Raw genomic sequence first — 20771 nt, 5'->3', positions numbered from 1 at the left:
GACCCCCGCGCCGATGAACATTTCCCGCCTGTTCATTCTTCGCCCGGTCGCGACGCTGCTGCTGATGATCGCGCTCGTGCTCGTCGGTCTGATCGCGATGCGCGTGCTGCCGGTGTCGTCGCTGCCGAACGTCGACTATCCGACGATTCAGGTGCAGACCTTTTATCCGGGCGGGAGCCCGACGGTGATGGCAACCACCGTGACCGCGCCGCTCGAGGTGCAGCTCGGCGAGATTCCGGGCCTGCAGCAGATGACCTCGTACAGTTCGGACGGGGCGTCGGTGATCACGCTGCAGTTCGATCTTTCGCTGAACCTCGACATCGCCGAGCAGAACGTGCAGCAGGCGATCAACGCGGCGAACAGCTATCTGCCGTCTGGCTTGCCGGCGCCGCCGACCTACGCAAAGGTCAATCCCGCCGACCAGCCCATTCTGACGCTCGCGGTCACCTCGAAGTCGATGTCGCTGACGCAACTGGAGGACGTCGCGAACAACCGCCTCGGCACGAAGATCTCGGAAGTGGCGGGCGTCGGCGTCGTGACGACGAGCGGCGGCAACGTGCCCGCGATCCGCGTCGAAGCCGACCCGCACAAGCTCGCCGCCTACGGTCTGAACATCGACGATCTGCGCACGCTGCTGAGCTATGTGAACGTGAGCCAGCCGAAGGGCAATTTCGACGGCCCCGATCTCGACTACACGATCAACGGCAATGATCAGATCACCGATCCGAAGGACTACCTCGACACCGTAATCGCCTACCAGAACGGCTCCCCCGTATTCATGCGCGACGTCGCGCGCGTGAGCCAGGCCGCCCAGGACGTCGAGCGCGGCGCCTGGTACAACGGCTCGCCCGCGATCGTGCTGAACGTGCAGCGCCAGCCGGGCGCGAACGTGATCCAGACGGTCAACCAGATCATGAAGGAGCTGCCGCAGCTCGAATCGACGCTGCCGGCCGGCATGAAAGTGACCGTGGTGTCGGACAGCACCGGCGTGATCCGCGCGTCGGTCGCGGACGCCGCGTTCGAACTGATTCTCGCGATCGTGCTGGTGGTCGCGGTGATCTTCGTGTTCCTGCGCAACGTGCCCGCCACGCTGATTCCGAGCATCTCGGTGCCGGTCTCGCTGATCGGCACGCTCGCGGTGTTGTACCAGCTCAACTACTCGATCGACAACCTGTCGCTGATGGCGTTGATCATCGCAACCGGCTTCGTGGTCGACGACTCGATCGTGATGATCGAGAACATCGTGCGCTATCTGGAAGAGGGCATGTCGCCGCTCGAAGCCGCCCTCGAAGGCGCGGGGCAGATCGGCTTCACGATCCTGTCGCTGACTATTTCGCTGATCGCGGTGCTGATTCCGCTGCTGTTCATGGGCGGCGTGATCGGGCGGCTGTTCAGCGAGTTCGCGGTGACGCTCGCGGTCACGATCGTGATTTCGGCGGTCGTGTCGCTGACGGTGGTGCCGATGCTGTGCGCGCGGATGCTGCGCGCGCAGGCCGAGCGCCATCCGAGCCGCTTCGAGCGCATCAGCGAGGGCCTGTTCGACAAGACGCTCGCCGCCTACGAGCGCGGCCTGCGCTGGGTGCTCGATCATCAGACGCTGACGCTGATGGTCGCGATCGCCACCGTGGTGCTGACCGGCATCCTGTATGTGGTAATTCCGAAGGGACTGTTTCCGGTGCAGGACGTCGGCGTGATCCAGGGCATCAGCGTCGCCGACAACTCGGTGTCGTACGCGGCGATGGTGCAGCGCCAGAGCGCGCTCGCCGACGCGGTCCTGAAGGACCCGGACGTGGTCTCGCTGACGTCGTACGTGGGCATCGACGGCACCAATGCGACGCTGAACAACGGCCGCTTCCTGATCAATCTGCGCGAGCGCGACAAGCGTTCGGACACCGCCCAGGAAATCGCGCGCCGGCTCGCGCAGGAAGTCGCGCACGTGCCCGGCGTGAAACTGTTCATGCAGCCCGAGCAGGACCTGACGCTCGACACGACCGTGTCGCCGAACCAGTACAGCTTCGTGTTGCGCGGACCGAGCCAGCAGGCGTTCCAGAAGTACGTGCCGGAACTCGTCGCGCGCCTGAAGCAGATTCCGTCGCTGTCGGACGTGCAGAGCGATCTCAATAGCGACGGCCTCAGCGTGAACGTCGAAGTGAACCGGCAACTGGCCGCGCGCTTCGGCATCACGCCCGCGACGATCGACAACGCGTTGTACGACGCGCTCGGCCAGCGCATCGTGTCGACGATCTTCGAGCAGTCGGCCCAGTACCGCGTAATTCTGGTCGCGAAGCCGGAAACGATGCCGACCGTGCAGTCGATCGGCAATCTGTATCTGCCGAGCCAGACCAGCAGCACGGGTCAGGTGCCGCTTTCCGGCATTGCGAAGATCCAGATCGGGAAGGCGCCGCTCGTGATCAGCCATCTCGCGCAGTTTCCGTCGGTGACGGTGTCGTTCAATCTCGCGAAGGGCGCATCGTTGAGCACCGCGGTCAAGGAGATTCACCGGGCCGAGCAGTCGATCGACCTGCCGCCGTCGATCACGTCGTCGCTGCAAGGCGCGACCGCGGCGTTCGAGGATTCGCTCTCCAGCGAGGTCTATCTGCTGATCGCGGCGCTCGTTGCCGTGTATATCGTGCTCGGCGTGCTGTACGAGAGCTTCATCCATCCGGTCACGATCCTGTCGACGCTGCCGTCGGCCGGTATCGGCGCGCTGCTCTCGCTGATGCTCGCGGGTATGGATCTCGACGTGATCGGTATCATCGGCATCGTGCTCCTGATCGGCATCGTCAAGAAGAACGCGATCATGATGGTCGACTTCGCGCTCGATGCCGAACGCAATCATGGCAAGGCGCCGCGCGATGCGATCTTCGAAGCGTCGCTGCTGCGTTTCCGGCCGATCCTGATGACGACGTTCGCCGCGATGCTCGGCGCACTGCCGATGCTGCTCGGCACCGGCACCGGTTCGGAACTGCGCCGGCCGCTCGGTCTCGCGATCATCGGCGGTCTGACGCTGAGCCAGGTGCTGACGCTGTTCACGACGCCGGTGATCTATCTGTTCTTCGACCGTATGGCCACGCGCGTGAACCGCTGGCGCGCCGAGCGCGCCAGGCGCAACGGCGGCGACGAGCCGGGCGGGCGTCCGCCGGAAGGCGGCGCGGAGGGCACGCGGTGAACATCCCGGCGATCTTCATCCGGCGGCCGGTCGCGACGACGCTGCTCGCGATCGCGATCCTGATCTCCGGCACGCTCGCGTATTTCCGCATGCCGGTCGCGCCGCTGCCGAACATCGCGTTTCCGGTGATCGTCGTGCAGGCCAACATGGCCGGCGCGAGCCCGAACATCATGGCGTCGACGGTGGCCGAGCCGCTCGAGCGGCGGCTCGCGACGATCGCCGACGTCGCGGAGCTGACCTCGATCAGCTATGTCGGCTCGTCGTTGATCATCGTCGAGTTCGGCCTGAAGCGCGACATCAACGGCGCCGCGCGCGACGTCGAGGCGGCGATCCAGGCCGCGCGCGCCGATCTGCCCACCACCTTGCGCAGCAATCCGAGCTACCGCCAGTACAACCCGGCCGACGCGCCGATCATGGTGCTGTCGCTGACGTCCGACACGCTGACCAAAGCGCAGCTCTACGACTCCGCCGATTCGGTGATCCAGCAGCAGCTGTCGCAGGTGCAGGGCGTCGGCCAGATCACGCTCGGCGGCGGCGCGTTGCCGAGCGTGCGCGTCGAGTTGCAGCCGGGCAAGCTCAATAGCTACGGGATCGGCATGGAAGACGTGCGCGCGGCGATCAGTGCGGCCAATGCCGACAGCGCGAAGGGGCATATCGACGTCGGCGATCAGCGCTACGTGGTCACGTCGAACGATCAGATCACGCACGCGGCGCCGTATCGCGATCTGGTGGTCGCGTATCGCGACGGCGCGCCGGTGCTGTTGCGCGACGTCGCCCAGGTGCGCGACTCGAACGAAAACATCCGCAACGCGGGGCTCTTCAACGGCAAGTCGGCGATTCTCGTGATCGTCTATCCGATGCCGGGCAGCAATGTGGTCAGCACGGTGCAGCAGATACGCAACGTGCTGCCGGCGATCGAAGCGACGTTGCCGAGCAGCGTGCATGTCGATGTCGCGATCGATCGCTCGCAGTCGGTCACCTCGTCGGTCAGCGATACCGAGCGCACGCTGTTCATCGCGATGCTGCTGGTGGTCGGCGTCGTGTTCATCTTTCTGCAGTCGCCGCGCGCGACGCTCATACCGGCGGTCGCGTTGCCGCTGTCGATCGTCGGTACCTTCGGGCCGATGTATCTGCTCGGCTATAGCATCGACAATCTGTCGCTGATGGCGCTGACCATCGGCACCGGCTTCGTCGTCGACGACGCGGTCGTCGTGCTCGAAAACGTCGTGCGGTACATGGAGCAGGGGTTGGGTCCGAAAGAGGCCGCGCTGAAGGGCGCGGGCGAAGTCGGCTTCACGGTGATCTCGATGAGCCTGTCGCTGATCGCGGTGTTTCTGCCGATCATCCTGTTTCCGGGCATCGTCGGACTGATGTTCCATGAGTTCGCGATCACGCTGTCGATCGCGATCCTGATTTCGCTGGTGATCTCGTTGACGGTCACGCCCGCGATGTGCGCGTACGTGCTGAGCCGCGACAACGCAGGTCATTCGAAAGCGCGCTGGGCACAGTGGATCGAGCGGCAGTTCGATCGCTTCAAGGACGTCTACGCACGCACGCTGACGGCCGTGCTCGATCATTCGCTGCTGGTGATCCTGCTGCTGTTCGCGCTGCTGGTCGGCAACGTGTTCTTGCTGAAGCTGGTGCCGGCCACCTTCTTCCCCGAGCAGGACACCGGCATCGTGATCGGGCAGATCATCGCCGACCAGAGCATTTCGTTCACGGCGATGCAGAAGAAGCTCGCGCAGTTGCAGTCGATCGTGCAAAGGGATCCGGCGGTGCAGTCGGTCGCGGGCTTTACCGGCGGGCGCGCGCTCAATACCGCCAATGTGTTCATCGAGCTGAAGCCGCTGTCGCAGCGGCACGCAACGGCCACCCAGGTCGTCAACCGGCTGCGGCCGAAGCTCGACGAAGTGTCGGGCGCGCGGCTCTTTCTGCAGGCGCAGCAGGATTTGCGCATCGGCGGGCGGCAATCGGCGGCCGAGTACCAGTACACGCTGACGAGCGACGATTCCGCCGCGCTGTTTGCGTGGACGCCGAAGCTCGTCGCCGCGTTGTCGAAGGAGCGCGGGCGGCTGCTCGACGTGAACTCCGACTTGCAGCAAAACGGCCTGCAGACCTACCTGACGATCAATCGCGCGACCGCCGCGCGCTACGGTTTTGCGCCGAATCAGATCGACAACGTGCTGTACGACGCGTTCGGCCAGCGCACCGTGTCGACGATCTACAACCCGCTGAACCAGTACTTCGTCGTGATGGAGGTCGCGCCTGAGTACTGGCAGTATCCAGAGACGCTGAACCGGATCTATCTGAGCACGTCCGCCGGCAATCCGACCGGCACGGCCGCGACACGGATGCCGCGCGGCACGGTGTCGGCGACGACGACTACCGCGACCACGACCACGACCGGCACGTCGTCGAACACGAACTCGCGCAACTCGGACGCGCAGTCGAACGCGACCAACAACAGCATCGCCAACAGCAAGGGCGGCAGTTCGACCGGTAGCGCGGACAGCACGGCTGCCGAAACGATGGTGCCGCTGTCGGTGCTGACCTCGTATAGGAACAGCCATACGTCGACGCAGGTGAACCACCAGAGCGGGCTCGTCGCCGCGACGATCTCGTTCAACCTGCCGGCCGGCGGGTCGCTGAGCCAGGCGGGCGAGGCGATCAACGAAACGATCCGCGAGATCGGCATGCCCGCGAGCATCCACGGCTCGTTCGCGGGCGCGGCGGCGGCCTATTCGCAGTCGATGGGCGTGGTGCCGCTGCTGATTCTCGCGGCGCTCGGCGTCGTCTACATCGTGCTCGGCGTGCTGTACGAGAGCTCGATCCACCCGCTGACGATTCTGTCGACGCTGCCGTCCGCGGGCATCGGCGCGACGCTCGCGCTGCTGATCTTCGGCACGCCGTTCTCGGTGATCGCGATGATCGGCATCATCCTGCTGATCGGTATCGTCAAGAAGAACGGCATCATGATGGTCGACGTCGCGATCCAGTTGCAGCGCCAGCAACAGATGCCCGCGCGCGACGCAATCCACGCGGCCGCGCTGATCCGTCTGCGGCCGATCATGATGACGACGTTCGCGGCCGTGCTCGGCGCGGTGCCGCTCGCGGTCGGCATGGGCCAGGGCGGCTCGCTGCGCCAGCCGCTCGGTATCACGGTGATGGGCGGGCTGATCCTGAGCCAGATGTTTACGCTCTATACGACGCCGGTGATTTATCTGTATCTCGACCGTCTGCGTGCACGGCTGGTCAGATGGTCCGCGGGGCTGCGCTGGAACCGCGACGCGAAGCCGGGACAAGCGGATACGAAGGCATGACGATGAAGATTTCGACTGAACGAATGACAGGGTCTCGCGCCGGGTTGCCGAGCATCGCGACGCTCGCCGTCGCGATGCTGGCGCTGTTCAACGCCGGCTGCATGGTCGGCCCGGACTATCACCGGCCGCAGGTCAGCGTGCCCGCCACGTACTCGGAACTGCCGGGCTGGACCCAGGCCGAGCCGAACGCGACCGGCCCGAAGGGCACATGGTGGAGCGCGTTCAACGATCCGTTGATCGACGAACTCGAACCGCTCGTCGCGGTGTCGAACCAGACCGTGCGCGTGGACTACGCGAACTACCAGCAAGCGCTCGCCGAAGTGCGCGCCGCGCACGCGGCCCTGTTTCCGACCATCGGCGCTACCGGTTCGGCGACGCGCGAACGCGCGAGCAGCGGTTCGGTCAGTGCCTCGGGAAGCTTCGTCAATGGTACGGCGACGCGCATCGTCAATTCGGGTTCGCTGGAAGGCAACGTGAGCTGGGCGCCGGACCTGTGGGGCCAGGTGCGCCGCACCGTCGAGGAAAACGCCGCGAGTGCGCAGTCGAGCGAAGCGACACTCGCGAATGCGACGCTCTCCGAGCAGGTCGCGCTCGCGACCGCGATCATCGAGCTGCGCACCAGCGACGCGAACATCGACCTGCTGCAGCAAACGGTCGTCGCGTATCAGCACTATCTCGACGTCGTCACCGAGCAGGATCGCGCGGGCACGATTCCGCCGAGCGACGTGATCACCGCGCGCAGCCAGTTGAATACCGCGAAGTCCGATCTGATCGCGCTCGGCGTCGCGCGCGCGCAGAACGCGCATGCGATCGCGGTGCTGGTCGGCAAGAACCCGGAAGAGCTGTCGATCACGCATAGCACCGCGATGCCGGCGCTGCCGTCGGCGCCGGTCGGCGTGCCGTCGACGCTGCTCGAACGCCGCCCCGACATCGCCGCCGCCGAGCGCAAGATGGCCGCGCAGAATGCGGCGATCGGCGTCGAGGTGGCCGCGTATTACCCGGACATCTCGCTGTCGGCCGTGGCCGGATTCACGCAGTCGCCGCTGTCCGGTCTGCTGAAGGCCGCGAACTACGTGTGGTCGCTCGGCGGCAGCGCGACCGAGACGCTGTTCGACGGCGGCCTGCGCAGCGCGGATGTCGACGCGGCGAAGGCGGCCTACGACGCGGCCGTTGCCAACTATCGCGGCACGGTGCTGGGCGCGTTCCAGAACGTCGAGGACGATCTGTCCGGCCTGCGCATTCTCGCCGAGCAGGCGCTCGTGCTCGAAACGGCGGTGCGCGACGCGGACCGTGGCGCGGAGATCGCGTTCAACGAATACCAGGCGGGCACCGTCGATTACACGACGGTCGCGATTGCGCAAGCGACGCAATTGACGACGCGGCAGACCGCGCTGAACGTGCAGGAATCGCGCTTGCTGCACGCGGCGTCGTTGTTTGGCGATCTGGGCGGCGGGTGGTCGACCGATGAGCTGCATGATCCGCGGCATCCGGCGGCGGCTTCATCCACGGCACCTTCTTCGGCTTCCTCGCCTTCGGCTGCGTCTGCTTCATCGGCTACGTCATCGGCGACGTCTGCGGCTATCATGCCGGGCGCGCGGCAAGTGCGGCACGATCAAAACGACTAAGGACGAGCATTGGCCAAAGGCATCCACGGGCAGGACGTCAGCGACCCGGTATCGACACCCGAAGACGACGCGCCACACCACGCACCGCCGCCGCGCGAAGTGACCTCGCTCGGCCTCTTTCTGATCTTCGCCCGCATCGGTCTGACGAGTTTCGGCGGCGGACTGAGCGGCTGGTTCATGCGCGAGTTCGTGCACGACCGCCACTGGATGAGCGAAGACGAATTTCTCAACGGCCTCGCGTTGTCGCAGGCGCTGCCCGGTGTCAACGTGAAGAATCTGGCGATCTGGATCGGCTACCGGCTGCTCGGCTGGCGCGGCGCTGTTGCGGGATTCTGCGGCATCATTTTTCCGGCGGCCGTCGTGATCATTCTGCTCGGCGCGTTCTTCTCGGCGATCGCATCGTTTCCGCTCACGCATATCGCGCTCGCTGGCGCCGCGGCCGGCGCGATCGGACTGTCGCTGTCGATGGCGATCACCGCCGCACGCCGGCTGCCGCGCCGCGTGTTTCCGTATCTGGTGCTGCTCGCGACGTTCGCGGCTGCGGCGGTGTTTCGCGTATCGCTGGTGTGGACCGTGCTGATCGCCGGCGCGTTGAGCGTCGGCTATGAATACGTGCGCGAGGCGCGCCAGCCCTGATCGGCTTTTATCGCCGCTAGTCAAACTCCACAAAAGCTTCTGCCGTGTTCAGAACTCTTATCGCCCTGTTTTCGGTGTTCGCGCCGCTGTCGATCGTCACCGTCGGTGGCGGGCAGGGGATCATTCCCGAAGTGCAGCGCCAGGTCGTCGACGTGCATCACTGGATGACCCATGCGCAATTTCTCAGCGACTTCGCGATCGCGCGGCTCGCGCCCGGTCCTGGCTCGCTGCTCGCGACGCTGATTGGCTATCAGGTCGGCGGACTCGGTGGCGCGCTCGTCGCGACCGTCGCGCTATTTGGGCCGACTGCGTTTCTGATGTATGGCGTCGTGCACGTATGGAACCGGCACGAAGGCGCGCGCTGGCTGAATGCGTTGCAGGCCGGGTTGCGGCCGGTGGCTGCCGGGTTGATTCTCGCGGCCGTCTATGTGCTGATCAAGGAGCTCGAAGGCGGGTGGATTGCGTGGCTCACCGCGGCCATCGCGACCGTGCTCGTGATGACGACGCGTATCAATGCATTGGTGCTGATCGCGGGCGGCGCGGTTGTGTTTGTGGTGGCGCATTTTGCGGGGTTGCTGTAGCGCGCCACCGATACTTCTTCCTAGTTGTGTGTAATTCGCCTGATCGTACTGGTCACGAGATCCACGTAGAACAGGTCGCCATTCTGGCCCGCCTTCAGATCCACCGGTCCTCCCTGCAGACCCCTTGCGAAAGTCTGGGGCACATTGTTCGGAGGTTGCATGGTCCAGATGCATTGCCGCAGAAGATCACCAAAGTACAGTGCGTTTTTGAATTGAGCAGGGTAGGTTGTGCTCGTATCGTCGGTAAACCCGATCGCAGAGATGACACTGCCGTTCTGGTCCGGCCCTCCGCCGTTCCGCTTGCCGCCGCAGGTTCTTCCACGACTGTCATCGGCTGAAATGTAGCTCGTGTGAGCGTACGCATAAAACGGCGCCGTGGCACCCACGAACTTTCCGCAGTAGCCCGTATTTTGATAGTCGGGCTCGGGAGCCGCAGCGAAGTTGGCGCCAGGGCTCCATCCTTCGTAGCACGGCCAGCCGAAGTCTTGGCCGTCGACAGTGACATGATCGATTGCCTCCCAACTGTTCCAGCCCACATTGCCGATATACAGCTCGTCCGTACTACCAGGCAGGCGGGCGAACCGGAACGGATTGCGTAAGCCTTGCGCAACCAGGGCAACGCTTTGAGTTGTCGAACCCGGGTTCGTGATCCGGAGAACAGCGCCGTCGCTATATGGAGACACGCCTTGACTGCGAAACGCGCCCTGCGGCAGATTCGTGCCATCGCCGCACGCAGTATCCAACTGTCCGTAGTCCACCTGATCGAAGCTCGCGCCGTCGCCAGCGCTAACGTACAGCGTTCTGTTGTCAACTCCGAAGACTAGTCCGCCAATACTGTGAGACGTGTAGAAAAAACACCACGTTTGATTGCCTGACCCTGCGGGAGGGAGGATCTTCGTTTCGGTCGTGCCCGCTCCCGCCGTTGTCAGCAGCGAAAGCTGGCCGTGAGTCAGAACGTTTCCGCTACAGGCGCCTGTAGCTGGAGGCGTCGTGTAAAGCACGTAAATTTTGCCGTCGTTCCGAGGATCGACCGCAATCCCGAGAAGTCCCCGGTCGACATCGTTGCAGACTTCATTGCTGAGGTCGGCAATCAACGTACAGGTAGGCGTCGCCAGGTCGCAATTCCAAACCCTGCCGCCTTTTTCGGCGATGAAGACCCTGGTCTGGCTTGCGTTGAAACTGATTGCCGTCGGCTGATTGAGACAACCGCTGTATAAAATCCGCTCTGTAAATCCCTTTGGAAGCACCGGCTGCGGCCGGGTCGTGGAGACGGGCTGACATGTGACCGATTGCCCAATGGCGACGGAGGTCGGTACACCAGGGTTCCTGGGAGGATCGGCGTGCGCCGGATCGGCGAAACATGCCAACCCCAGCAGCGCTGCCAGTATGACGATCACGCGGGTCTGAGTTGCTCGCCAGAAAACACGGGGCGACACCTTATCCTCCTGTTCGCGAGTTGAATACAAAAACACCAGCAGACGTAAGACCGGAGCATTGACCGCTGTATGTGCATCGCGATTCGCGAATTGTGAATGGTTGAATGATAGGACTCACACCCGCGAATGGTGGCCAATTCTCTGCCGCCGCACGCCACCTCGCGCAAGCCGCATAACGTCCACTCACGCGTTTTCCATGTTGAACTGGCGACGCTGGAATAGGTGGCCTCGTTCAATCGTCATCCTTGGATGGCGCCGCTTGGCGAGATCCTGCCCCACATTTCTTCGCGTTAAATGCCCTAGGACATTAATTTCCTCCCCCGTTTCTGCCGCACTATGGGAGATCAAGCGAGACGACGCCGACTCCTCACGGAGCCAGCATCCACCACAACATAGGAGCAGCGGTGATCGAGCAGTGGCGCGAGGCCGTGCGCGCGGTGCACGGCGTGGAATCGAAATACAAGCGGCTGGTCAAGGCGATTGCCGGCGACATCGAGAACACGTCGCTGCCGCCGGGCGCGCGCCTGCCGCCGCAGCGCGACGTCGCCGCCGAACTCGCGATCAGCGTGCAGACCGTGACCAACGCGTACAAGGAACTGGAGCGGCAAGGCCTGATCCGCTGCGAGGTCGGGCGCGGCAGCTTCGTCGCGGCTCGCGTCACCGAAACGATGTCGAGCTACATGCTCGATACGGCCGAGCGTTCGGTGGTCGACTTTTCGATCGCGCGCATCATTCACACGTCCGAGCATGACGCGATGTGGCGCAAGGTCTGCGCGACGCTGTCGACGCTCGACGATCAGCCGTGGATTCGCGCGTTCCGGCCGATCGCGGGCTTCGAGCATCATCGCCAGGCGGGTATTGCATGGCTCGCGTCGCTCGGCATGCCGGCTTCGGCCGATACGCTGCTCGTCACGAACGGGGCCGCCCACGGTATTTTTCTCGCGCTCGCTTCGCTGGTGGGGCCGGGCGACACCGTGCTGTGCGAAAGCCTGACGGATCACGGCGTGATAGGTTCGGCCAACGTGCTCGGCTTCACGCTGAAGGGCCTCGAGATCGACGAGTACGGCATTCACCCCGAGCATTTCGAGGAGATGTGCGACAGCGAGCGCATCTCGGCGCTCGTCTGCACACCGACGCTGAACAATCCGACCGTCGCGTTGATGCCCGATTCGCGGCGTCGCGCGATTGCGAAAATCGCCGAACGCTATGGCGTATACGTGATCGAGGACGACGTGTACGGGCCGTTGCCGGCCAAACATTCCACGCCCATTTCGAGCCTGATTCCGGATCTTTCGTTCTACTGCACGAGTTTTACGAAGTCGGTGATGGCCGGCTTGCGCATCGGTTATATGACGACGCCGCGCCGGCTCGCGCTGCGCGCCGAGAGCGTGCTGCGCGTGAGCAGTTGGATGGCGACGCCGCCGATGGCCGAGATCGCCACGCGCTGGATCGTCGACGGCACGGCCGCGCGGCTCGTCGAAATTCAGCGCGAGCGGCTCGGGCGGCGTCAGTCGCAATTGCAGCAGACGCTCGGTAAATATGTCCTGGGCGCGCATCCGCAGGCGCTATCGGCGTGGCTGCGGGTGCCCGATCACTGGCGCACCGATCGGCTGGTGCGCGAACTGCGCAACCGCGACATCGCAGTCACGTCGCCCGATCCGTTTCTCGTGCGCGACGCCGACCGGCCCAACGCGGTGCGGGTTTGCGTCGGCGCCGAGGTCAGCGAAGACGCCTATAAAGCCGCGCTCGAAACGATGCGCGACGTGTTCGAGCAGTACCCGCAGGTGCACGATTTCACCTGATCGCGCCGGTGCGCGAATTGCGTAACGCTGACCGAAATGAACTAGGACAATAAAAATCCTTTTCTAGAACACTAGACTGGGCTGCATGGAAAGCGATGCGGTCGCGAGTCATTGCGTTTATCTGCGATAGCCGTGCCCGCATCGAATAGCGAATCGACCTCTTTGATGCAGGGCCTCGTGCATGTCCGTTCCATCGTCAGCCGTTCCATTGTCAGCCAGTCTTTCGTTAGCCGACATTTACCGCGCGCGCAGCCGTATCGACGCTCGCGTATGCCGTACGCCGCTCGTCGAATCGCCGAGCCTGTCGGCGCACGCGGGCACGCCGGTTTATCTGAAGCTCGAAACCGTGCAGCCGACCGGCAGCTTCAAGCTGCGCGGCGCGACCAATGCGCTCGCGCAGTTGGCCGAGCAGGGCTGCACTCGCGTGGTGACCGCATCGACCGGTAATCATGGCCGCGCGCTCGCGCATGCGGCGCGCGCGCTCGGTATGGACGCGACCGTGTGTCTGTCGCGCCTCGTGCCCGCCAACAAGGTCGACGCGGTACGGGCGCTCGGCGCGCACGTGCGCATTACCGGCCAAAGTCAGGACGAGGCCGAGCACGAAGCATTGCGGCTCGCGCGCGAAGAAGGCTATGCGTACGTGCCGCCATTCGACGATCCGCGCGTGATCGCCGGACAGGGCACGATCGGGCTCGAAATCGTCGAGGCCTTGCCCGATGTCGCGAACATCGTCGTGCCGTTGTCGGGCGGCGGGCTGTTTGCCGGCATCGCGCTCGCGGCGAAAAGCACCAATCCCACGATTGGCTTGACAGGCGTCACGATGGCGCGCGGCGCCGCGATGCATGCGAGTCTCGCGGTCGGACGGCCGGTGCTGGTCGAGGAAGTCGACACGCTCGCCGATTCGCTCGGCGGTGGCATCGGACTCGAAAACCGCTATACGTATGCGTTGACGCGCGATCTGAACGACGAGACCGTGCTGCTCGACGAGGCGTCGATCGCGCGCGGCATCGCGCATGCGTATCGGCAGGAACGGCTCGTCGTCGAAGGCGCGGCGGCGGTGGGGATTGCCGCGGTGCTCGATCACGCGCTGCCCGCTGAACGCATCGCGCGCGGGCCGCTCGTGCTCGTCGTGACGGGCGCGAACATCGATATGAATCTGCATCGGCGGATCATCGGCAACGAAACCTCGCAAGCCGCGCCGTCACCGAACTCACACCCCCCATCATGACCTCGATCACGCTCCTTGGCGAAGCCGAGCTTCGCAATCTCGTGCCGCTCGATCTCGCGGCCATCGATCAGATCGAAGCCGCCTTTGTCGCGCTCGCGACCGAGGCGGTCGCGATGCCGCCGATCCTGCGGCTCGATCTGCCCGCGCATAACGGCGAAGTCGACGTGAAGACCGCGTGGCTGCCGCGCCTCGACAGCTTCGCGATCAAGGTCAGTCCAGGCTTCTTCGACAACCCGTCGCTCGGTCTGCCGAGCCTGAATGGTCTGATGCTGGTGTTGTCGGCGAAGACCGGGCTGACCGAAGCGGTGCTGCTCGACAACGGCTATCTGACCGCGATACGCACGGCGGCCGCCGGCGCGGTCGCGGCGCGCTGGCTCGCGAAAGCGCACACGCCGCAGGTCGCGGTGATCGGCGCGGGCGAGCAGGCGCGTCTGCAACTGCGGGCCTTGATGCTGGTGCGCCGCGTCGAACACGTACGCGTCTGGGCGCGCGACGCGGCGAGCGCGCTGCGTTTCTCCGCGCAAGTGAACGACACGCCCGGCGTGCGATGCGATGTCGCGACCAGCGTTCATGACGCGCTCGCCGAAGCGGACGTCGCGATTACCACCACGCCGAGCCGCACGCCGCTGATCGAAGCCGCCGATCTGCATCCGGGCCTGCACATCACCGCGATGGGTTCCGACGCCGAGCACAAGAACGAAATCGCGCCGGCCGTGCTGGCGGCGGCGCGCTACGTATGCGACCGCGCGCAGCAAACGCGCGTGCTCGGCGAACTGCATCACGCGCTCGCCGCGGGCACGATGCGTGACGATGCGGCGATCGTCGAATTGGGCCAGGTGATCGCGAAACAGGCCGCGGGCCGCACGAGCGACGCCGACGTGACGATCTGCGATCTGACCGGAACCGGCGCGCAGGACACCGCTATCGCCGCGCTCGCATTGCAGCGCGCGCGTGCCGCGAAGGCGGGAACGACATTTGGCAACGACGCGCCGCCTAAATGACGCGCGATGAACGGCAACAGGCCGCGCCAGCGGCTCACGAAGGAGTAGCACAGATGCGGGCATCCCCGATTCAACCGACGGTCGATTTCAACGCCGACGGCGAACAGCATGGTTTCCTGAAGCTGCCTCATTCGCACGACGTCTCCGCATGGGGCGCGGAGATGATCCCCATCACCGTGATCAGCAACGGCGAGGGACCGACCGCGCTGCTAACGGGCGGCAATCACGGTGACGAATACGAAGGGCCGATTGCGCTGTCGAAGCTCGCCGCCACGTTGAAGGCGAGTGACGTACGCGGGCGAGTGATCATCGTGCCGTTCATGAATTTTCCGGCGTTTCGCGCGGGCACGCGCACGTCGCCGATCGATCGCGGCAATCTGAATCGCAGCTTTCCGGGCAAGCCGGACGGCACCGTGACCGAGAAGATCGCCGATTATTTTCAGCGCTATCTGCTGCCGCTCGCCGACTATGTGCTCGATCTGCACGCGGGTGGCCGCACGCTCGACTTCGTGCCGTTCGCCGCGATTCACGTGCTGCCCGACGCGACGCAGCAGGCGCGCTGCGAGGCAGCGATGCGCGCATTCGGCGCGCCGTACTCGATGCGGATGCTCGAACTCGACAGCGTCGGCCTTTACGACACGGCCGTCGAGGAAGCGGGCAAGGTGTTCGTGTCGACCGAACTCGGGGGTGGTGGCACGGCGACCGTGCACAGCGTGGCGATTACGGAGCGCGGTGTGCGCGGCTTTCTGCAGCATGCTGGAATCATCAGGCAAGACGAAGCAATGGGTCACTCAAGGGCGAGCGCGCCGCGCACAACGACGCTGCTCGATATGCCCGACGGCACCTGCTACACGACGAGCGAACACGACGGCCTGCTCGAACTGTGCAAGGACCTCGGCGACATGGTCGACGGCGGCGAGGTGATCGCGCGGATTTACGACGCGAAGCGCACCGGCGCCGCGCCGATCGAATATCGCGCGCGACGCGGCGGCATGCTGGCCGCGCGGCATTTTCCGGGGCTCGTGCGGATTGGCGACACGGTTGCGGTGGTCGCCGACGTGCTCGAACGAGGCATACCGGTAACGGTCTGAACGTGCGATGAAATTCGACCGCTACGATCTCGCGATTTTGCGCATTCTCGCGCGCGATGGACGCATCACGAAGTCGCGCCTCGCCGAAGAAATCAATCTGTCGATTTCGCCGGCATGGGAGCGCGTGAAGCGCCTCGAAGAAGAGGGCGTGATTCGCGGGTATCGCGCGGATATCGATTGGGTGCGCGCGTTCAAAGGCAGCCGCGTGGTGGTCGAGGTCACGCTCGCGCGTCATACGGCGCCGGACATGAGGCGCTTCGAGGAGCGCATCGCGGCCGCGCCCGAAGTCGTGCAATGCCTCGCGACGGGTGGCGGTGTCGACTATGTGATGCAGGTGCTGTCGCGCGATATCGACCACTATCAGCGCTTCATCGATACGTTGCTCACCGACGAATTGGGCATCGAAAAGTACTTCACCTATATCGTCACGAAGGTGGTGAAAAGCGCGGCCGAAGGCTTGCCCGAATGGGCGGAACAATCGTTTGGCGAAAACGGCTGAGTGGCGCGCTACTTGCGATCGACTTACGACGAAAAGCCCCACCCGAAAAAACGATAACCATGTGGCGAATTGCAGAAAAAACGTAGCCTTCGAGAAGCGGCAACAAAAAAAACCGCAGTGCCGCCGGACCTACAGTGATAGCAGACATCGCACACAGGAGGTCGTCATGTTGCTGGGTCATCCGGTCTTATTCAAATCGCTGTGCTACGTGGATGGATGCTGGGTTCATAGCGCGAGCGCCGCGAGCGTCGCGGTGCAGAATCCCGCGAATCAGGAAGTGCTCGGCCATCTGCCGATGCTCGAGGCGGCGCAGATCACCGCCGCGGTCGATGCCGCGCAGCGCGCGTTCGACACGTGGCGCTGGGTGCCGGTCGCCAAACGTTCGGCGCTGCTGTTGCGCTGGCATGAACTGATTCTGCGTCATCAGCAGGATCTCGCCGCGATTCTGTCGCTCGAACAGGGCAAGCCGCTTGCTGAAGCGCGCGGCGAAATTGCGTATGGCGCGAGCTTCGTCGAATGGTTCGCGCATGAGGTGCGCCGCCTGAATGGGCGCACGATTCCGACGCATATCGATGGCGCTCATCTGGGCACGATCATCGAGCCGGTCGGCGTGGCCGCGCTGATCACGCCGTGGAATTTCCCGTGCGCGATGCTCACCCGCAAGGCCGCCGCCGCGCTCGCCGCCGGTTGCACGGTGGTCGCGAAGCCCGCGCACGAGACGCCGTTCTCCGCGCTCGCGCTCGCGCAACTCGCCGAAGAAGCGGGCTTTCCGGCCGGCGTGTTCAACGTCGTGCTCGGCGAGCCGCAAATGGCGATGGAAACGCTGGTTTCAGATAGCCGCGTGCGCTCGGTCAGCTTCACCGGCTCGACGCGTGTCGGCGCGCTAGTGATGCAAACGGCCGCACGGGCAGGCATCAAGAAGACCGCGCTCGAACTGGGCGGCAACGCGCCTTTCATCGTGACCGAAGATGCGGACCTCGAACACGCCGTGCGCGTCGCGGTCGCGGCGAAGTTCCAGACCTCGGGCCAGGACTGCTGCGCGGCAAACCGGATCTTCGTCGCGCGTTCGTTGTATGAAGCGTTCGTCGCGCGATATAGCGATGCCGTGAAGGCGTTGAAAGTGGGCGGCGCCTTCGACCCGAACGTGGACGTCGGCCCGCTGATGCACCAGGCCGCGTTCGACACGACCGTGCAGCGCGTCGCCGACGCGCGTGAGAAGGGTGCGCGCGTCGCGGTAGGCGGCGCGGCGCACGAGCGCGGCGGCTGGTTCTTCGAGCCGACCGTGGTCGCCGATGCGGCGCCCGGCATGCGCATTTACGACGAAGAAAATTTCGCGCCGATCTCGGCGGTCACGCCGTTCGATTCGCTCGACGAAGTGGTCGAACGCGCGAACGACACCGAGTATGGACTCGCCGCCTACGTGTGCGCGAAAGATCTGAACACCGTGTTTCAACTGATCCGCCGACTCGACTTCGCGATGGTGTCCATCAACGGCGCGAAGTTTACCGGCGCACCGATTCCGTTCGGCGGCATCAAGTCGTCGGGGCTTGGACGCGAAGGCGGCGTCGAAGGCTTCGAGCCGTTCGTCGAGACACGTTATTTCTGCCTTGGCCAGCTTGGCTTGCCGGTCAGCGACAGCGCCCCCGCTCGGGCCGCTGCACATGCGATGGCGACGGACGCAACGGCCTGAACCTACCGATTCATTCATCCAGACATCACACGAAGGAGCGACCCATGACTCAATTCGATCAACTACTGAGCGCCGATCGCGCGCATTTCATGCATCCGTCGACGCACGCGCACGATCACGCGAGCGGCGCGCTGCCGGGCCGGATCGTGACCGGCGCGAAAGGCATCCGTATCGAAGACCATCAAGGCAAGTCTTTTATCGATGCATTTGCCGGTCTTTACTGCGTGAACATCGGCTATGGCCGAACCGAAGTGGCCGAGGCGATTTACGAGCAGGCGAAGAAGCTCGCGTATTACCACACGTATGTCGGCCACTCCACCGATACGATCATCGAGCTGTCGTCGCGCATCATCGACTGGTCGCCGCAGGGCATGAAGAAGGTGTACTACGGCATGTCCGGTTCGGATGCGAACGAAACGCAGATCAAGCTCGTCTGGTACTACAACAATGTGAAGGGCCGCCCGAACAAGAAGAAGATTATTTCGCGCGAGCGCGGCTATCACGGCTCGGGCATCGTCACCGGCAGTCTCACGGGATTGCCGAGCTTCCACCAGTTCTTCGATCTGCCGGTCGAGCGCGTCAAGCATACCGTGTGTCCGCACTGGTATCGTCGCGCACCGGCCGGCATGAACGAAACGCAGTTCGTCGCGTACTGCGTCGACGAACTCGAAAAACTGATCGCGCGCGAAGGCGCCGATACGATCGCGGCCTTCATCGGCGAACCGGTGATGGGCACGGGCGGCATCGTACCGCCGCCGGCCGGTTACTGGCCCGCGATCCAGCAGGTACTGAAGAAGCACGACATCCTGTTGATCTGCGACGAAGTGGTGTGCGGTTTCGGCCGGCTCGGCTCGAAGATGGGTGCGCAGCACTACGGCATTCAACCCGATCTGATCACTGTCGCGAAGGGTTTGACGAGTGCTTACGCGCCGCTGTCCGGCGTGATCGTCAGCGAAGGCGTATGGGACGTGATCGATAAGGCATCGCAGGAATCGGGTGCGTTGGGGCATGGCTGGACCTATTCGGGCCATCCGATTTGCGCGGCGGCGGCGCTCGCCAACCTCGAGATTCTCGAACGCGAGAACCTCACGCAGAATGCGGCGCAAACCGGCGCTTATCTGCTGGAGCAATTGCATGCGGCGTTCGACTCGCATCCGCTCGTCGGCGAAGTGCGCGGCGTGGGCATGCTGGCCGCGCTGGAGTTCATGGCCGACAAGGATGTCCGCACGCCGTTCGATGCGGCGCTGAAGGTCGGGCCGCGTGTGTCGGCTGCCGCGATGCAGCGTGGACTGATCGCGCGGGCGATGCCGCACGGCGACATTCTCGGCTTTGCGCCGCCGCTGGTGACGTCGCGCGGCGACGTGGACGAGATCGTGAAGCTGACGCGCGAGGCGGTGGATGAGGTGGCGTCGCAGGTGTTTGCGCCGGCTGCTTCGCTTTGATGAAATGAGGTGAACGAGAGCCCCGGCTGCTGCGATGCGGTTCATGGTCGGGGCTTTTATTTGCTTCGTGCGGTAGTGGCGCCATAGCTTCATGATGGCCACATAGGCAAGCGCTGCCACGATCAATTCAATAGTCACCCACACTACGAAATATAGAATCCGAAGCACGCCACCATGCGAGCGCCTCGCTTTCCGTCCACGGATAGGGGTATGGGTGGACATAATGGATCGACAGAACGAAAAGGCCGAAAAATAGCGCGACCTGAGATCGCAAGAACAGCTACTTTGGCGCTGAAAGATTCAGTCGCGCGGCCAGATCCGGATGCGCTTCGCCTAGACATCGAAGTGCCAGCGCTCCAAGCTTGCGGGCCGATTCGTCATCCAATGGAGTTTCCGGTGTTTCAGGAATATCGAGGAACATCGCCCGATCCAGGGTTGATTGAATAGCACGACGCGACACGTTGCTCATTTTGAGCGTATTCGTGTCGTCGTCGTAGATAAAGACGACAGCAAGGTCTCGGACCATCAATAGCCTCTGCACTGGTTGTATGTTTCAAAAGCACGTTGCTCGCACGCAAAGCGAGTTCTCAAATCGCCCCCGTATGTTTTTGACAGCATCTTGCACGCGATCATATTCCGCTCATATTCCATCTCGCACTCGATCTCTTGCCGTTCGCTCACACCGCGTGCACCAAGGATCGTCACATCTCCGACTGTCGAAGTGTCAGAATACTCGAACGGCTGGGCATTGCCCAGATTCTGCGGCACGCGCGGGCTGCTGCCATATTGCGAGCGTGCCATGCTAACGTCGTCCGCTTGTTGCGCGCGCCCGCGACAATCGCACGCCCATGCGTAACCCAGGGCTTTGGCCATTGCGTAACCGGTCGAATACGACCGAAGCCTATCCTGCGGAAACCATTCGCCGGTTTCGACGTTCAGCGCCATTGCGGATGGCATTGGCGGAAAGTTTGAGTATACCGAATAGATGATACGGCAAAGCAAGCACTCTTCCTTGCCACCGGTGCCGTCCTGTTTCTGTTGTCCCATTTGACCTCTTCTTATTTTGCAGAAAACACCCGACGAATTAACCATCCAAATGAGTCGTCGTCAACAGAATTAATTTGGGATAGAGCCGTTTTGACAAACATTGACAATAAGCGCTGTCCACTGGCTCGTGAGCCTGGGCAACAATAAACCGGTGTCAGGCCGCCGCGTTTCCAACGGCATTTGAGCCCGAGCCCGGCGAGGACG

At 63.8% G+C, this 20771-nt stretch carries 16 protein-coding genes and 1 pseudogene; 12 read left to right on the top strand and 5 right to left on the bottom strand.

Translation table 11 applies throughout. The annotated features are described in order from the left end of the window. Window positions 1-13 precede the first annotated feature (13 nt). Genes HDG32_RS20505 through HDG32_RS20485 form a run of 5 tightly spaced genes read left to right on the top strand, consistent with a single transcriptional unit; the run spans window position 14 to window position 9331 of the window. Window positions 14-3169 (top strand): efflux RND transporter permease subunit, encoded by a 3156-nt coding sequence (locus HDG32_RS20505; RefSeq protein WP_184070254.1) that lies wholly within the window; start codon window positions 14-16, stop codon window positions 3167-3169. Continuing rightward, window positions 3166-6489 (top strand): efflux RND transporter permease subunit, encoded by a 3324-nt coding sequence (locus HDG32_RS20500; protein ID WP_184070252.1) that lies wholly within the window; start codon window positions 3166-3168, stop codon window positions 6487-6489. The genes HDG32_RS20505 and HDG32_RS20500 overlap by 4 nt, the downstream gene beginning before the upstream one ends. Further along, on the top strand, window positions 6486-8114 hold the full coding sequence (locus HDG32_RS20495; RefSeq protein ID WP_184070250.1) for an efflux transporter outer membrane subunit: 1629 nt from the start codon (window positions 6486-6488) through the stop codon (window positions 8112-8114). Before HDG32_RS20500 ends, HDG32_RS20495 begins: the two co-directional genes overlap by 4 nt. 9 nt (window positions 8115-8123) lie before the next feature. Further along, window positions 8124-8750: a chromate transporter gene (locus HDG32_RS20490; RefSeq protein WP_090807716.1), complete on the top strand. Its 627-nt coding sequence runs from the start codon at window positions 8124-8126 to the stop codon at window positions 8748-8750. A 44-nt stretch (window positions 8751-8794) separates the two neighbouring features. Beyond that, the gene (locus tag HDG32_RS20485; protein WP_184070248.1) at window positions 8795-9331 is read left to right on the top strand and encodes a chromate transporter; all 537 of its coding nucleotides are present in this window, start codon (window positions 8795-8797) and stop codon (window positions 9329-9331) included. Between the two features lie 20 nt (window positions 9332-9351). Here the strand turns inward: HDG32_RS20485 and HDG32_RS20480 are convergent, their stop codons facing one another. Then, complete coding sequence (locus HDG32_RS20480) at window positions 9352-10767, bottom strand: PQQ-dependent sugar dehydrogenase (protein ID WP_184070246.1); 1416 nt, start codon at window positions 10765-10767, stop codon at window positions 9352-9354. Between the two features lie 404 nt (window positions 10768-11171). Here HDG32_RS20480 and HDG32_RS20475 point away from each other — a divergent pair, with 404 nt between their 5' ends. The 7 genes from HDG32_RS20475 to HDG32_RS20445 all read left to right on the top strand — a co-directional run bounded on the left by HDG32_RS20475 (window position 11172) and on the right by HDG32_RS20445 (window position 19520). Continuing rightward, window positions 11172-12569: a PLP-dependent aminotransferase family protein gene (locus HDG32_RS20475; RefSeq protein WP_184070244.1), complete on the top strand. Its 1398-nt coding sequence runs from the start codon at window positions 11172-11174 to the stop codon at window positions 12567-12569. A 181-nt stretch (window positions 12570-12750) separates the two neighbouring features. Then, complete coding sequence (gene eutB / locus HDG32_RS20470; RefSeq protein ID WP_184070242.1) at window positions 12751-13797, top strand: hydroxyectoine utilization dehydratase EutB; 1047 nt, start codon at window positions 12751-12753, stop codon at window positions 13795-13797. After that, a complete protein-coding gene (locus HDG32_RS20465) occupies window positions 13794-14798 on the top strand; it encodes a cyclodeaminase (protein ID WP_184070240.1) in 1005 nt (334 codons plus the stop codon). Before eutB ends, HDG32_RS20465 begins: the two co-directional genes overlap by 4 nt. Before the next feature lie 53 nt (window positions 14799-14851). Then, a complete protein-coding gene (gene doeB / locus HDG32_RS20460; protein ID WP_184070238.1) occupies window positions 14852-15889 on the top strand; it encodes a N(2)-acetyl-L-2,4-diaminobutanoate deacetylase DoeB in 1038 nt (345 codons plus the stop codon). 7 nt (window positions 15890-15896) lie between these two features. Further along, window positions 15897-16388: an Lrp/AsnC family transcriptional regulator gene (locus HDG32_RS20455; RefSeq protein ID WP_184070236.1), complete on the top strand. Its 492-nt coding sequence runs from the start codon at window positions 15897-15899 to the stop codon at window positions 16386-16388. Between the two features lie 166 nt (window positions 16389-16554). After that, the gene (locus tag HDG32_RS20450) at window positions 16555-18078 is read left to right on the top strand and encodes an NAD-dependent succinate-semialdehyde dehydrogenase (protein WP_184070234.1); all 1524 of its coding nucleotides are present in this window, start codon (window positions 16555-16557) and stop codon (window positions 18076-18078) included. A gap of 44 nt (window positions 18079-18122) precedes the next feature. Further along, window positions 18123-19520 carry an aspartate aminotransferase family protein gene (locus tag HDG32_RS20445; RefSeq protein WP_184070233.1) on the top strand — a complete coding sequence of 466 codons (1398 nt, stop codon included), beginning with the start codon at window positions 18123-18125 and terminating at the stop codon, window positions 19518-19520. A gap of 63 nt (window positions 19521-19583) precedes the next feature. Here HDG32_RS20445 and HDG32_RS36520 read toward each other — a convergent pair. The 4 genes and pseudogenes from HDG32_RS36520 to HDG32_RS35995 form a co-directional block, all read right to left on the bottom strand. Next, window positions 19584-19800: pseudogene (locus HDG32_RS36520) on the bottom strand (hypothetical protein); the annotation flags it as partial. Next, a complete protein-coding gene (locus tag HDG32_RS20440) occupies window positions 19801-20046 on the bottom strand; it encodes a hypothetical protein (protein ID WP_184070230.1) in 246 nt (81 codons plus the stop codon). It abuts the pseudogene before it with no gap. Beyond that, window positions 20046-20567 (bottom strand): hypothetical protein, encoded by a 522-nt coding sequence (locus tag HDG32_RS36515; protein WP_260336537.1) that lies wholly within the window; start codon window positions 20565-20567, stop codon window positions 20046-20048. Before HDG32_RS36515 ends, HDG32_RS20440 begins: the two co-directional genes overlap by 1 nt. Before the next feature lie 11 nt (window positions 20568-20578). After that, a partial coding sequence (locus tag HDG32_RS35995) for a hypothetical protein (RefSeq protein ID WP_221307815.1) occupies window positions 20579-20771 on the bottom strand: 193 nt, incomplete at its 5' end.

Origin of the sequence: Paraburkholderia sp. CI2, assembly GCF_014201055.1 — a bacterium.
GTDB lineage: Bacteria > Pseudomonadota > Gammaproteobacteria > Burkholderiales > Burkholderiaceae > Paraburkholderia > Paraburkholderia tuberum.
The sequence above is the reverse complement of the archived record's forward strand: the minus strand, read 5'-3'. Positions and strand labels throughout refer to the sequence as shown.

Excerpts from the sequence above, each read along its gene's own strand:
- HDG32_RS20465 (WP_184070240.1), top strand. The coding sequence starts at position 13,794 with ATGACCTCGATCACGCTCCTTGGCGAAGCCGAGCTTCGCAATCTCGTG.
- HDG32_RS20505 (WP_184070254.1), top strand. The coding sequence starts at position 14 with ATGAACATTTCCCGCCTGTTCATTCTTCGCCCGGTCGCGACGCTGCTG.
- HDG32_RS20445 (WP_184070233.1), top strand. The coding sequence starts at position 18,123 with ATGACTCAATTCGATCAACTACTGAGCGCCGATCGCGCGCATTTCATG.
- HDG32_RS20495 (WP_184070250.1), top strand. The coding sequence starts at position 6,486 with ATGACGATGAAGATTTCGACTGAACGAATGACAGGGTCTCGCGCCGGG.
- HDG32_RS20440 (WP_184070230.1), bottom strand. The coding sequence starts at position 20,046 with ATGGTCCGAGACCTTGCTGTCGTCTTTATCTACGACGACGACACGAAT.
- eutB (WP_184070242.1), top strand. The coding sequence starts at position 12,751 with ATGTCCGTTCCATCGTCAGCCGTTCCATTGTCAGCCAGTCTTTCGTTA.
- HDG32_RS20450 (WP_184070234.1), top strand. The coding sequence starts at position 16,555 with ATGTTGCTGGGTCATCCGGTCTTATTCAAATCGCTGTGCTACGTGGAT.
- HDG32_RS20455 (WP_184070236.1), top strand. The coding sequence starts at position 15,897 with ATGAAATTCGACCGCTACGATCTCGCGATTTTGCGCATTCTCGCGCGC.
- doeB (WP_184070238.1), top strand. The coding sequence starts at position 14,852 with ATGCGGGCATCCCCGATTCAACCGACGGTCGATTTCAACGCCGACGGC.
- HDG32_RS36515 (WP_260336537.1), bottom strand. The coding sequence starts at position 20,567 with ATGGGACAACAGAAACAGGACGGCACCGGTGGCAAGGAAGAGTGCTTG.